General features: G+C 45.2%; 14 protein-coding genes. 11 read left to right on the top strand and 3 right to left on the bottom strand.

Annotated elements, in window-relative coordinates:
- Positions 1–97 precede the first annotated feature (97 nt).
- The 3 genes from AC3Y23_RS02055 (at position 98) to AC3Y23_RS02065 (ending at position 2,107) form a co-directional block, all read left to right on the top strand.
- Complete coding sequence (locus AC3Y23_RS02055; protein ID WP_379195103.1) at positions 98–394, top strand: YlaH-like family protein; 297 nt, start codon at positions 98–100, stop codon at positions 392–394.
- 83 nt (positions 395–477) lie between these two features.
- The gene (locus tag AC3Y23_RS02060) at positions 478–1,575 is read left to right on the top strand and encodes an LCP family protein (RefSeq protein WP_379195105.1); all 1,098 of its coding nucleotides are present in this window, start codon (positions 478–480) and stop codon (positions 1,573–1,575) included.
- A 76-nt stretch (positions 1,576–1,651) separates the two neighbouring features.
- Entirely contained in the window at positions 1,652–2,107 is a 456-nt protein-coding gene (locus tag AC3Y23_RS02065; protein ID WP_379195108.1) for a PNPOx family protein, read from the top strand.
- 33 nt (positions 2,108–2,140) lie between these two features.
- On the opposite strand, the gene AC3Y23_RS02070 is transcribed toward AC3Y23_RS02065, so the two are convergent.
- Positions 2,141–2,713, bottom strand: coding sequence for a YhcN/YlaJ family sporulation lipoprotein (locus AC3Y23_RS02070; RefSeq protein ID WP_379195110.1), 573 nt, complete (start codon positions 2,711–2,713; stop codon positions 2,141–2,143).
- A gap of 105 nt (positions 2,714–2,818) precedes the next feature.
- On the opposite strand from AC3Y23_RS02070, the gene AC3Y23_RS02075 reads away from it, so the two are divergent.
- Both AC3Y23_RS02075 and AC3Y23_RS02080 read left to right on the top strand, forming a co-directional pair.
- Positions 2,819–4,150, top strand: a complete 1,332-nt coding sequence (locus AC3Y23_RS02075) for a PhoH family protein (RefSeq protein ID WP_379195112.1) — start codon at positions 2,819–2,821, stop codon at positions 4,148–4,150.
- A gap of 555 nt (positions 4,151–4,705) precedes the next feature.
- On the top strand, positions 4,706–5,929 hold the full coding sequence (locus tag AC3Y23_RS02080; protein ID WP_379195114.1) for an ABC transporter substrate-binding protein: 1,224 nt from the start codon (positions 4,706–4,708) through the stop codon (positions 5,927–5,929).
- On the opposite strand, the gene AC3Y23_RS02085 is transcribed toward AC3Y23_RS02080, so the two are convergent.
- The gene (locus tag AC3Y23_RS02085) at positions 5,921–7,027 is read right to left on the bottom strand and encodes a coiled-coil domain-containing protein (protein WP_379195116.1); all 1,107 of its coding nucleotides are present in this window, start codon (positions 7,025–7,027) and stop codon (positions 5,921–5,923) included. The genes AC3Y23_RS02080 and AC3Y23_RS02085 overlap by 9 nt on opposite strands.
- Before the next feature lie 215 nt (positions 7,028–7,242).
- On the bottom strand, positions 7,243–7,479 hold the full coding sequence (locus AC3Y23_RS02090; RefSeq protein WP_379195118.1) for a DUF2626 domain-containing protein: 237 nt from the start codon (positions 7,477–7,479) through the stop codon (positions 7,243–7,245).
- 344 nt (positions 7,480–7,823) lie between these two features.
- Between AC3Y23_RS02090 and AC3Y23_RS02095 the strand changes: the two genes are divergently transcribed.
- The 6 genes from AC3Y23_RS02095 to AC3Y23_RS02120 all read left to right on the top strand — a co-directional run bounded on the left by AC3Y23_RS02095 (position 7,824) and on the right by AC3Y23_RS02120 (position 13,942).
- Entirely contained in the window at positions 7,824–8,474 is a 651-nt protein-coding gene (locus AC3Y23_RS02095; protein ID WP_379195120.1) for an RsfA family transcriptional regulator, read from the top strand.
- Between the two features lie 134 nt (positions 8,475–8,608).
- The gene (locus AC3Y23_RS02100) at positions 8,609–9,589 is read left to right on the top strand and encodes a ketopantoate reductase family protein (RefSeq protein ID WP_379195122.1); all 981 of its coding nucleotides are present in this window, start codon (positions 8,609–8,611) and stop codon (positions 9,587–9,589) included.
- A gap of 7 nt (positions 9,590–9,596) precedes the next feature.
- Entirely contained in the window at positions 9,597–9,983 is a 387-nt protein-coding gene (locus AC3Y23_RS02105) for a DUF3397 domain-containing protein (protein ID WP_379195124.1), read from the top strand.
- Between the two features lie 150 nt (positions 9,984–10,133).
- The gene (locus AC3Y23_RS02110; RefSeq protein WP_379195126.1) at positions 10,134–11,843 is read left to right on the top strand and encodes a peptide ABC transporter substrate-binding protein; all 1,710 of its coding nucleotides are present in this window, start codon (positions 10,134–10,136) and stop codon (positions 11,841–11,843) included.
- A gap of 216 nt (positions 11,844–12,059) precedes the next feature.
- Positions 12,060–12,992 carry an ABC transporter permease gene (locus tag AC3Y23_RS02115; protein ID WP_379195128.1) on the top strand — a complete coding sequence of 311 codons (933 nt, stop codon included), beginning with the start codon at positions 12,060–12,062 and terminating at the stop codon, positions 12,990–12,992.
- Between the two features lie 2 nt (positions 12,993–12,994).
- On the top strand, positions 12,995–13,942 hold the full coding sequence (locus AC3Y23_RS02120) for an ABC transporter permease (protein ID WP_379195130.1): 948 nt from the start codon (positions 12,995–12,997) through the stop codon (positions 13,940–13,942).
- Positions 13,943–14,216: the final 274 nt, after the last annotated feature.

Consider the following 14,216-nt stretch of genomic DNA (forward strand, 5'->3'; position numbering starts at 1 on the left):
TTCACAGAGGGATACATACAGGTAATTATGAGGTTAAAATGATGGACTGATGATATAATGTAAGCGTAACTATATTCGGGAGGGGTGTACTAAAGCTATGCAAACCTGGTTCGCTGATCATCCTGTTATTGCTTATATTGTTATTTTTGTTTTGCTCACTTTTGTTTACAATCAGGTGTTCCGAGTGAATCAAAAGCTCTCCATCGGCAAGGAAATTGCTCTCTACATTATGATGGCGCTGGGTTCCGGGATGCTCCTTATTTTTCAACACGACAAGCTCCCAATAATTCAATGTCTGCTTGTAGCTGTCAGTTTAATGCTGCTTGTCCGGGTACGATATTTTGTCGAAGCAAGGCAGAAGAGGAAGGCAGCTGGCGGGGTGAAACGCTCCTAGTCCGCAACTTTTTACTATTGAAATCGTCTATATATACATTATTAGCCTGTACTACAATGAAATGAAAAGGAATTTATTCAATTATGACACGCAACAATAATGAACTACCCCCGAGAAGATCAGCGGGGAATCCAAGCACTAGACCTGAGAACGGCAGGACGCAGCCTGCCACAGCACCTCCTAGAAAGAGGGGCAAAAAGAAAGCTAAGAAGAGAGGGTTTTGGGCCAGACTGGGTAGGGTACTCCTTGTTATTCTGATCGTAGCCATTGTTGGTGGTCTCGGTTATGGAGGCTATCTCTATTGGAAGCTGGAGCACGGGATTCTGGATACCGGTATAGACAAGCCAGTTCCGCCTGAGCAATCTGCCACCGTCAAGCCGTTGACCATACTGCTTCTTGGAACCGACAGTCGACCGCAGCATGAATCTTTTCTGACAGATGTTATTATGGTGGCATCGCTGAACCCGGAGACCAAATCAGCCACGGTAGTGTCGCTCCCGCGTGATACTTATGTGGAGCTGGACGGATACAAGAAAACGAAGATCAATGAGTTCTATACACGTTTCAAGAGCAAGGAAAAGACCTCTGGCGTCTCTGCTGAGGAAGAAATGAAGACCATGATGGGTAAGTACCTGAATGTGAAGGTGGACTATGTGACGGTTCTCGATTTTCAGGGCTTCCGTGATATCGTCGACACACTTGGCGGCGTTAAAGTGAATGTCAGTGCGGATATGTGCTATAAGGATAATGCAGACGGAACCAATATTAATCTGAAAAAAGGTCCGGCTGAGCTGAACGGTGATCACGCTCTTGATTATGTTCGATATCGCAAATCCAATTGCAAGCCCAAAACTAAGGGCTCGGATGACTTCGACCGCAACAGACGCCAAAATGAAGTGCTAAACGCCTTGATCGATCAGGTTCAGTCGTTTGGCGGTGTCATGAAGATTGGCAGCATGCTGGACGCTGTGAATGACAACATGAAGACTGATGTTGAAAATAGTCAGCTGAAGGATTTGATCGCTACTTATTGGAACATTTCCAAGCAGCATGTAGAGTTCAAGCCTGTAACCGGAACATGGAAAAGTCCATATGTATATATTAATGAGACAGAGCTTGAGACGGCGAGGCAGAGTCTTCATAACCGGATCGCTGGTGTTAGCCAAGGCGATAATAACTAAAATTGAATGCAAGTTTCTTACTATGCTATAATATACTCAATTGAATGCACTTTTGCGTCATAGGGGGCCTGTACTCATGTCCGAAGCCGTTGCTCAACTTAATGAATCCCTACTTTCGATGCTGCAATCCGAGACGTTTGTTCTGCTAAACACTGTCGATGCTGAAACATCGGGTCCTACGTCCACGGCCATTTCGTGGATTTATGCAGTGAGCCCTTCTGTGCTAAGGATCGCAGTGGATCATCGTTCACGGCTGGTGAACAATATGAAGGTTAACCCTATGGTTACAATTACTGTGTTCGGTGAGAGCACGGTTTATGCCATCAACGGACGTGCTGCGGTCAGGCAGGATCGTCTTGACGATGTGCCTTTTAATATTTGCTGTTTTGATGTTGAAATTGAAGCGGTGCGTAACGCGCTTTTTTATGGTGCGAAGCTGGACTCCGCTCCACGATATGTAAAAGTATATGATCAGCGTGCAGCGGAGAAGTTGGACGGACAAGTATTTGCTGCTATGCAAAAAGCCCGGTGAGGTCATCACTGGGCTTTTTTTGTCTAACTTTGTTTATTGTTTTCTGGGCTTGGTGTCTTCCGGGATTTGCGGAATAATCCGTCCGACAATATCTGCCATCTCTGAAGCGAATCCTGACACAGGACGGCCTTTGGAGATATGGTGACTCAGTTCGGCAAGTCTGCTGGAAAGGTCCATATCGGCAGTGACCAGAGCGTTAACGCTTCGCGGATCTTTGCGGATGGCTTCAGCCACGGAATACTTGATACTTCCGACCCGCGATCTGCTAAGCGAGCCTTTGACGTCAAGTCCAACAATCGCCGTCTTACCCATAACTACACAGTGTGCGCCATCTACACCAGGTACTCTTTTAGCCAACTGCTCTAAGTGATCCTTGAGTGCAATCTCGTTTCCCGCTCTGGTCGTATGAGTGACTCCGGCCGATGATGCGGTTGGAAGAGGGACGGCGGTGGCGTTATTAGCCAGCTTTCGAACTTCGTGGCCCCCTTTGTTGCTTACAGCTTGAGCCGACTGTTTATCCTGAGGAGAGGGTGATGTCTTCTTATTAGCGATACCGCAGCTTGTCAGCAGCAGCAGTACCAGCAACAGACACATTGATTTTCTCATATGTGCTTACTCCTTTCGGTCAAAGATTAGTTCTGGGATTATCTTTTCCCGTGACGGAAAGAGTTATGTATGACCAATCAAACCAGGCGCTGTGGAGGGGATAACATGAAAAAAATATTTGTACTGGATACCAACGTGCTGTTGCACGACCCCAATTCGATTTTTTCTTTCAAGGAGCATGAAGTCATCATTCCTGCAGTTGTATTGGAAGAAATCGACTCCAAGAAGCGCAATGCCGATGAAATTGGCCGTAACGCCCGCACCGTGTCCCGTCTGCTGGACGGACTCCGGGAACTGGGCCACCTGCACAGCGGAGTGGAACTGGAACATGGAGGAATGCTGAAGGTAGAACTGAATCACCGCAGCTTCGTGAAGGTTCAGGAGATGTTCGGTGAGGTATCGAACGACAACCGGATTTTGGCGGTTGCGCTCAATTATTTAATTGAAGAGAATGAGAAGCCTGATCCGCGTCCTGTGGTGCTGGTCAGCAAAGATGTTTTGGTACGGATTAAGGCAGATGTGCTTGGTGTAACGCCTGAGGATTATTTGTCAGACCGTACCGGAGATATAAATGAACTGTATACCGGCTATCAGTCGTTGCATGTGCATCCTTCATTAATTGATGAATATTACAGCAATCGATATTTGTCCATCAAACAGTTGGGGCTGTCCTACCGTCTGTATCCTAATGAATTCGTGATTCTCAAGGATGAGATTGGTAGCGGAAAATCAGCATTGCTCAGAGTGAATAGTGATGCTTCTCGCCTGGAGCCGCTGTATCTTGGGAACGATGCCGTCTGGGGCATCAGTGCCCGTAATGCCCAGCAGCGTATGGCGCTGGAATTGCTGTTGAATGACGACATTCCGCTGGTAACTATTACCGGTAAGGCGGGAACAGGCAAAACACTACTTGCACTTGCCGCCGGACTGTTCAAGGTGGAGGATGAGCATAAATACAAAAAACTGCTGATCGCCCGCCCGGTCGTACCGATGGGCAAAGACATCGGATACTTGCCTGGTGAGAAGGAGGAGAAGCTCCGGCCGTGGATGCAGCCGATTTATGATAATCTCGAGTTTCTGTTCGACACGAAGAAATCTGGGGATATTGACAAAATTCTGATGGGACTTGGCAGTATCCAGGTCGAAGCGTTGACTTATATCCGCGGCCGCTCGATCCCTTCACAGTTCATTATTATCGATGAAGCGCAGAACCTCTCCCGTCATGAGGTGAAGACCATCGTCTCCCGGGCCGGGGAGGGAAGTAAAGTAATTCTTATGGGCGACCCGGAGCAGATCGATCACCCGTATCTGGATGCAGCGAGTAACGGACTCAGCTATATTGTGGAAAAATTCAAACAGCAAGGCATTAGCGGCCATATTACATTGGAAAAAGGCGAGCGTTCCCGCCTGGCTCAGCTGGCCGCCGATCTTCTGTAACAGCTCATTTGCCCTAATCATCATTGTTGTCCTAAGTCACTATACCGCTCTATTCATCCTAAAAATGGTTCTAAGCGCTCCAACTGCTCTAGCAGCATAATTCTACCTTTAATTGCTTTAAGTCTCTCTAATCCGCTCTAATCCGCTCTGAAACCTATGTTTTACCGCCGGGAGTTAAATCACTCCCGGCTTTTTGCTGCCCCGCCGCATGAAAGGCGCGGGGATATGCCTTTTGGTGATCTGGGTAAGTGGAATGAAAGTTTGGAACTGGAGAAGCGCAGCGCTCGCCTAAAAGCTTTCCATAGGAAAGCTCGCATCGGAAGCATAGGCTATTCTCGGATTCCAACCGCTTAGCGGTTAATTCCATCAGGAATCCGAGAATAACAGCGATCGGAAGTCCAAACCTTTCATGCAACGACCCACAGGATCACCACCCCCACATTTCCGTCGACTTTCATCTTATAATAGAAAGAGAACGTTTTCACATAGTGCAGACAAGGGGGAAAGGGTCTGGTAGAATAGGGGGGGAGAAAGTGCCCCGGGAGGAGAATTATCGTGCGGATACGCAAAAACTACTGGCTGTTGTTTGCCATTCTGCTGCTTTCGTTGACAAGTCTGTCGCCGAGCATGCAGGTTAATACGGGCAATGGCTCGCTTGAAGTCAATAGACGGCAGAATCCCTCTGCCTTTCCGAATTCGAGCAAGGTCGGAACAGTGGATAGTCTGCACATTACCGTAGCTCTCAGCCCTGCGGAATTTACTGAACTAAAGGCGCTGAGCAGCAGCTATTCGTTGTCCAGCGGCGTTAAAATAGACTTGAAGAATATAGAGACGGCAAATGCAGAGGAAGTTCTGCTGAAGGATTTAACCGTCGGTGATAGTCCCGATATTATCATGACCGATGGGCGAAAGATTCTCGATCTGGCCAAACACGGCTATCTGCTTCCTATTGATATATATAGAAGTGTTCCGGGCAGTGCACCGCTTACCCGGCTAATCCCGCAAATGCAGTGGAATGGCTATGACTGGGGAGTGCCGCTGGATATTGATCCTTATGTACTGGTGTATTCCCCGCAGCGGCTGGCTGAACTTGGAATGCCTTCATTGCCGCGAAATATGAATGAGTGGAACCTCATGTTGGAAAATCTCCGTAAAGAGCCTGGCAAATATCTGCTCGCGCTGGATACCCGAACTCCATACGGATTTGCAGCTGTACTGGAGTCGATGGGAACCAGCATGATCTCCGTTAAACCGGAGACGCTGAATTGGATGCAGGAAGCGCTGGGGAATTTTTATTTGAGCAACGAACCGGACCCTAAGATCTGGGGGGGAATTCAGGATGGCAATATTGCCATTGCAGCTGTTCCGTTCTCGGAATGGCAAAGGTATGGGAATGCTTCCTTGAAGGCTGAAGGACTGCTTGGTGTGCATAGCACGGGTGGAATTGAGAGCATCTACAGCCGCTCGTTTGCTTTGCCAGCGCAATCAGAACACCCCGAAGAAGCGGTGAAATGGCTTGCTTTTATCACTGGAACGGCTTCGCAGTTGGATTGGCTAAATGCAACAGGGGGGCTACCTGCGCTAGATGAAATTTACCGTTCCGGGTCACCATCGGGTGTAACCCTGCCGTTCGATTCGCAGCTGCTGTTGGCAGAAGAAGCCGCCCCCGATGATGAACCGGAAGGCGGCTGGAAGACGATGTCCGAAGCGGTTTCCTTATTTTTAAAAGGCAAGCTGAATGCTGCAGAGCTCCAGAAACAGCTTCAGACATCAGAATGAGACGACAAGCTTGACCTGAAGCAGCCCGTCCTTGCTCTCGACTTCGGTTGCCCGCAGGAAAGAGACGATTTTGGCCGGATAGAAGCCTAAGTCGAATTCTTTTTCCAATGCTTTATTGGTAGTGTCCGGCAGCTCAAGTCCGTTAAAGATAATTTTGTCGACATGGAACAACATCGCATTGACCGGTTCATTCTGGATTGTATAGTGTCCGGTCAGAGCCAGCGATAGCTTGCCGCTTTTCCCCGAAGCTGTCACGGAGCTTTCATTGAAGTGAAAAGCAAAATCGCTGAACAGATTACTCTGCGATTGTAGAAAATCATTGAGATCCTCTTCCTTAAGACTTAGTTGATAAGTCATCCCCTGCCGGGTAAGCAAATCTTTATGGTTCTGGACAAAGTCTGGCAGATTGTTCATCGCGGATGATAATGCTTTAAAGTAGGTCTTTACTTCATGTAGCCCGATATTCTCCCAATATAATGAGAACTCTTTCAGGAGTGCATTCATACTTTCCGGATCACTGCTGCTTCGAATTCCCCCTTCAATTTCCTTGTGAAGAGCCGCTACCCTGATTTTTTGCTCCTCAAGCGCGCTTTTGAGCGTTGCTAGCTCCTGTGAATTTCGCTGTGCAGCCTGAAGCGTCACTTTTAACTTCTTATATTGATTCTCATACTGCGATAATATATCGCGGTCCCGCCCGATGATAATTTCATAGTAATCCCACAACATTAGCACTCTGCTGATACTTTTGGCAGACAGAAAGGCTTCTAATAATCCGTCACGATCTCCCATATAATAAGAACGAATAATTGCACCAGCGCGTTCCTGCTGATCGGCTATCGCCGACTTTTGTTCGGCCGCCTGGGTTTCTAGCTCAGCCACTTTCTTCTCGAGAACAGCCTGTTCACCACTAATCCGGTCGATTTCTTTCTCAATCTCGGCAGAGGACAAGGTCTGCTCCAGCAGCTTGCGAGTTTCTTCATTATCAGTATCGAAAGCGGGCGGAGAAGCGATAGTACCGACAGGGTCGGCAGACAGATATGCGGAGGGAACTAGTGGCAGGAGTGCGCAGCAGAATAATATGAGTATGGCTGCAATCATACGGCGAATAGAAGGACGGGAGAGCACCACACCACCACCTTTGCTTGGATAAATAGTTCAGGAGCAGAAATACCAATATTAATAATGATATGATTCACCCTGTAAAAATAGCATACTCCGTTTTTCAGTCCGTGGCCTATAAAAAAAAGCATGCAAAAAAACGGAAGAGCCCCTTGCAGTAAGGGGGCATCGTCCGTTCGATGAGAGAATTACATTTATAACGGGAGACCCATCTGGAATATCGTCCAGTAGCTAAAGCCGGTAAAGGTCACAATCATGTACCCCCAGAAGAGTAGAACATATGTCTTCTCGGTAAATTTAAGATACCCCAGGATGACGAAGAATGCGGTTTGCAAAAAGAAGAGTAAGGCCATTTCGGTCAAATTTCCGGCAAAAGCCATCAGGCCGATCGCCAGCGTGAAAAAACCCAACACCCGAAACATGCGGTCCAAGAGCGAGTCCCCCTTCCAATATGTATCTTCATTCCATTTATTTTAATTATACCCGTTGCTGAAATGAGTGTAAACGAATTCATCGAAAAAAAGTGCGAATTTGTATAAAAATGTGATTTTTATGATTGACATATTTTCTTCAGGACGGGCTGAGAGAATTAATAAAGCATAATGCGTATGAGGTGTACGTAAAATGGAAATACAATTTAGTATCAAATAGATTCTATGAACTCTTTAAGAGGCATAGAAATGGAGTAAGCAGCTTTTATCCCTATTCACTACCCGGCGGAGCTGCCGGTTATGAAGATGGTTATTTCAAGATGTTGTTAGGAGGTTTGGCTTTTATGACAGCCGTTAGACAGGACGCTTGGAGTACAGAGGATGATCTAATCCTGGCAGAAGTAACTTTGCGCCATATTCGGGAGGGCAGTACACAACTTGCTGCTTTTGAAGAAGTGGGTGAAAAAATCGGCAGAACTTCCGCCGCATGCGGATTCCGCTGGAACAGCTGTGTTCGCAAGAGTTATGAAGAAGCTATCAGCATTGCTAAGGGACAGCGCCAGAAGCGTAGCTATCTGAAGAAACAACCGGCCGTAAGGGGCGCACAGGTAGCTGGATTGATTCTGGGAGAAACAGAAGAGGATTACAGCAGAAGTGAAGGGTTAACCGAGAACACATTGTCTATTGATGCGGTCATTCGTTTCTTAAGGCAATGGAAAGGAACTTTTCACGAGGCCGGCCGGCAGCTAAAGATGCTCGAGCGAGACCTGCGAGAGAAGGAAGAGGAATTGACAGAGCTGCGGACGGAGAATGAACGCCTGTCCAAGGAAGTCAATCTTGCACAAACCGATTACAGGGTTGTAAATGACGATTATAAAGCATTGATTCAGATTATGGACCGCGCCAGAAGGCTGGCCTTTCTGAATGAAGAGGAAGAGGAGCTCAAGACCCGGTTCAAGATGGATGCCAATGGTAATCTGGAACGAATCGAGTAGGGTTCCTTGAGTTCCGCGAATCCCGCAAGGTGCAGGTGTAAATACCTGTCTTGCGGGATTTTTGCTTTTGCTTTTGCCAGAGGGGGCGGGATATACTAAGGAGAAACTGAGGGAAAATGTGGCAGGGGGCAAGTATGAGAATTGATATTATAGGTGCGGGTTCATTGGGGCTGCTGCTGGCCGGACGGCTTATTTCAGCTGGGAATGAGGTCAGATTGTGGTGTCGTGGCAGCCAACAGGTCCAGGAGCTGCTGCGCAGTGGGATCAATATTAGTTATGAGGATGAAGGGACGCCAATTAGGATTACAAGCGACCTTTTTCAAGCGGGTTTGGTTACCGATTTTACCGAGACTTATAGAAAAGAGCCTGGTGGCTGTATTGTAATTACCGTTAAACAAAATGTTCTTCATCATGATTTACCAGGGATATTGGAGCCACTTCGCAATGAGCGTCCTAGTATCGTATGCTTCCAAAATGGTGTCGGACATATAAATCTGCTGCAAGAACTGCTTCCGGAGAGCAATATCTATACAGCCGTGACCACGGAAGGTGCCAAGAGGAAAACATTAACAGAGGTTATTCACGCCGGAAAAGGGGAAGTATGGATAGGGAAGGTTCCTCTAACAGCCTCCGCGGGAGATTCCAGCACGGAGCTTCAAAATGATTCTGAAGCAATTCATTTACTTGAAACACTTTCAGTTGCAGGATTCTCCGCGTTTTTGTCGAATGACATGAATACCATGATTTACCGAAAGCTCTTGATCAATGCTGTTATTAATCCGCTTACTGCCCTTTGGCGCATTCCGAACGGTGAGCTGCTCGCTACCGAGGAACGCATACAAGTCATGAGAGAACTGTATGATGAAGCCATCGCAGTATATGAAGCATGCGGCATCCCTTATGAAACCGATTCATGGGAGATCATTGTTCAGGTATGCCGATCCACATCGGCCAATACCTCATCTATGCTTGCGGATGTTCTTGCCGGAAGGGCAACAGAAATCCGCTGGATTAATGGCAGTCTTGTAGAAATGGGAGAGCGTTCCGGCCTGGCGGTTCCGCTGCATCGCTGTATGTGCCGACTGGTAGAGGGTATGATTGCGGAGGAGAGGTGAGGTTGCCTTGGAATTTTTGCAGAATTCGTTTGTTACACTAAGTGTTATTCCGGTTGTCCCCTTTTTGCTTGTTTATTTTATCGGAACAGGTATGAAACAAGACAGGAGAAAGACCTTTTTTCTGGCCATGGATGTCAGCACGATTTTTGTATTGCTATCGGTATCCGCTCTTTTTAATAACATATTCAATTCCAAATCCGGCTTTTATCTTATACTACTTATTGTATTAATATCCGCTGGACTGATTGGTGGAGCGCAAAATCGCATGAAAGGAAAAGTGGACGGTAAACGGATTTTACGTGCAGTTTGGCGGCTCAGTTTTATCGTAATGAGTACTTTTTATGTTTTGTTCATGTTCGTAGGCCTCATAAAGTACATATCACAAGCCATGTAACGTTCCGCTACTTCGGTGAAGCGTCAACGTCACAAAATTTTAAAGTTTTAAAAAAAATGTGTTTTCAGAAAACATTAGTCTAGATTTTTTTGACCACTGGTTGTATAATCATAAACCATATACCACATTCTATTTAGGGGGAACTGCTAGATGAAGAAGAGTAAAAGTCTATTGCTTATGATTGCTCTAGTTCTTGTAATCGGCACAGCGCTTGCTGGCTGCGGCGGGAACAAAGCAAACAACGGCAACACAGCCAGCCCAACGAACGAGGCAGGCAGCACAAACACAGGTAGCGGCGACGAAAAACTGGCTGCTGACCAAACGCTTAGACTTAATATGAGTGCAGACGTACCGACATTTGATCCTGGTCAAGCTCAGGACAGCCAATCGAATGTGGCTCTTAAGTTAATGTATGAAGGTTTAGTGCGTATTGACAAAGACGGAAAAGAAGGCCCAGGCGTTGCTGAAAAATGGGATGTTTCCGCAGACGGATTGGTTTATACCTTCCACTTGCGTGACAGCCAATGGAGCAATGGTGATCCGGTAACTGCAAATGATTTCGTGTTTGCATGGAAACGGGTTCTTGACCCAGCAACTGTTCCAGCTCCACCATATGCACAACAACTTTACTATTTGAAAAATGCAGAACAGTTCAACAAAGGTGAAATTAAAGATTTCTCTCAAGTAGGTGTTAAAGCAGTTGATGATCACACTCTTGAAGTAACTTTGAGTAACCCAACTGCATACTTCTTGAACTTGATGTCCTTCTACACCTATTTCCCGGTTCACAAATCGGTAGAGGGTAATGAGAAATGGGCAACTGATCCTAAAACAATGATTACAAACGGACCTTTCACCCTTACTAGCTGGATTACAGGTCAATCCGTTGAATATACCAAGAACGATAAGTATTGGGATAAAGACGACATTAAATTGAATAAAATCACCGCTACTATTGTTAACGAAGCTTCTACAGAAGTTCTAAGTTACAAAAACGGCGAAATTGATCGTGCAGGCGCACCAAACGGTGACATTCCACCAGACCAAATTCCTGTACTGAAAAATGAATTGCCAGATGACTTCACACTGAAGTCTATTGCAAGCATTTACTACTATGAGTTCAATACAAAAGCTGAGCCATTTGACAACGCGAAAATCCGTAAGGCATTTTCCATGGCAATCAGCCGTCAAGATATCGTTGACAAGGTAACATTGGCTTCTCAAGTACCAGCATTCGGTTATATCCCACCAGGTATTAAAGGTGCAGCCGAAGGTAGCGAATATCGTTCTGAATACAAAGACGACTATTTCACTGAGGATTATGCAGAAGCAAAGAAATTGCTTGAAGAAGGTATGAAAGAAAAAGGATACACTACATTGCCGCAAGTTACATTGATCTACAACACAAGTGAAGGTCATAAGAAAATTGCTCTTGCCATCGCTGATATGTGGAAAAAGAACCTTGGTGTTGACGTGAAAACAGAAAACCAAGAGTGGGGCGTATTCATTAAAAACCGTCAAAATGGCGACTACCAAGTAGCACGTGCTGGTTGGAACCCAGACTACAACGATCCAATGACATTCCTGGATATGTGGAAGACTGGAAATGGTAACAACGACATTAAGTTCGACAATGCAGAATACAACAAGCTGCTTGATGATGCTTATAAAGAAGTAGACAATGCTAAACGTATGGAAAGCTTCCATAAAGCTGAAGAGATCTTGATTAAAGATGAGATGGGCGTTATGCCGATTTACTACTACACTCAAGTATCGCTTCAAAAACCATACCTTAAAGGTCTGACTTCTCAGTATGACGGCTCTGTGGATTACTCCAAAGCATATTTGTTGGAACACTAAGAGCTTGCACAAACACTATGTATTAAAAAAGAGTGCATGATATAAACTCTAGGGATATATGTGGTAACACATCATATATATCCCGTTTTTTTGTGTTAGTGCAACGGTGTGTTTTTTTTCCTCTTTATCCATAAAAATGTATTGGACAAGAGGCTTCGTTTTTTCTACAATTGATAAGGATTGTTTTAACTCGAAAAAGGAGGTGCCCAGTAGGATATGGTGCGTTATTTTTTAAATAAATTTTTCTACATGCTAGTATCTATTTTTATTCTAATTACTGCTACATTCTTTCTAATGAAAGCAATACCTGGCGATCCATTTATGTCTGAAAAGAAAGTCCCACCTGAAGTACAAGCCAGACTTTATCAGCAATATGGTCTGGACCAGCCTGTCTGGAAACAATATCTGAAATACATGGGGAATATTGCGCAAGGTGATCTAGGGATCTCTATGAAGCAGTTGAACCAAGATGTCAGCGGCTTGATCGGAAAAACGTTTTCCGCATCTTTAAAGCTTGGCCTAGTTGCTATAATAGTATCCGTTGTAATCGGCGTACTTTTGGGGATGCTCGCTGCGTTGTATCATAGGCGCTTGATTGATAATATAGCAATGGTGGTAGCGGTCTTAGGTATTGCTGTACCGGGCTTCTTAGTCGCTGCTTTGCTGCAGTATGTCTTCTCTTATAAATTGCACATGTTCAGAGTTATGGGCTTCACAGGACCACTCGATTATGTGTTGCCTGTAGCTGCGCTAAGTTTTCAGCCAATTGCGTTTATTGCTCGCTTGACACGTTCGAGTATGCTTGAAGTTCTGCATGCAGAATATATTAAGACAGCAAAAGCTAAAGGTTTAAGCTGGGCTCAAATCATGTTCAGACATGTTATTCGTAACGGAATCATGCCAGTGGTTACCTATGTAGGACCGATGACTGCTAACATTGTTACTGGTTCAGTGGTTATTGAACAAATTTTCGGTATTGGCGGAATCGGTAAGCAGTTCGTACAGGCTATCGGTGTTCGGGATTATACACTTATTATGGGTATTACTATTTTTTACGGAGCATTACTAATGCTTGCACGTTTTGCAACAGATATTTTGTATGTGTTTATCGATCCTCGAGTTAAACTTGTTGGAAGGAAGGAGGGCTAGTTTTGTCTGTAAATCAAACCGTATCTTCGCAGAGCACGCAACTTAAGCCAGAGGATTTTGTACAAGTTGGTACAAATAAGAAGGCAGCCGAAACTATTGAACGTGAGAGTATTTCCGCCTGGAAAGACTCCATGTACCGTTTGCGTAAAAATAAAATGGCTATGACAGCTTTAGTGGCGATGATCATTATTGTAATCGCAGCGATTGTTGGTCCATTTATTTCGAAATATAATTACTATTCAAATGATTTGCTGAATACTAACCAGCCCCCTTCGTCAGAGCATTGGTTTGGAACCGATGATTTAGGACGGGATATGTGGGTGCGGACTTGGATGGGCGCACGTATTTCACTTATCGTTGGTTTGGCAGCAGCCATGATTGACTTGTTCATCGGTGTTATATATGGTGGAATCATGGGTTATTTTGGCGGGCGTGTAGATGAGATTATGAATAAGTTTTCAGAAATCCTCTATTCTATTCCGTACCTGCTGGTTACGATTCTATTGCTGGTTGTTTTAGAACCAAGTTTAGGCACGATTATTTTGGCGTTAACCATCACAGGGTGGATAAATATGTCATGGATTGTGCGTGGCGAGATCATGCAGCTCAAAAATCGTGAATTCGTTCTTGCGTCACGCTCAATGGGAGCAGGCTCTGGCCGTCTATTGTTCCGTCATTTGTTGCCGAATGCAGTAGGTCCGATTATTGTTACCATTACGCTTTCAGTGCCAAGTGCGATTTTTGCAGAAGCTTTCTTAAGTTTCCTAGGTTTGGGTGTTCAAGCACCAGTTTCATCACTCGGTTCGATGGTTAACGATGCCAGAACAGGTTGGATGACTTATCCTTGGCGCATGATTTTCCCTGCCGCTGCAATCAGTGTGACTATGCTTGCATTTAACATTCTAGGCGATGGTCTTCGGGATGCATTGGATCCTAAATTGAAAAAATAAAGATTTTGGGGAAATCAATTTTATGAGTTTAGTGTTTTGCGCGTAACTGTTTAATTCTTGATTTCCTCTGATCTTCTCGTAAATTTAAAAAGATTCAGAAGGGTCATGACATTGAAACTAATTGTCATAGTTCTGACCAAATATCAAGCATGATCAGCATTTGAGTCCTTCATAAGGTATTGGAGTGCTGAACCTGGTTGATATAAATGATACAGGTATCCGTTGTAATCAACATTCTTACAATTCTTCCGGGTATGCGATAGTTGTTGGTTAC

Source organism: Paenibacillus sp. MAHUQ-45 (assembly GCF_058133325.1).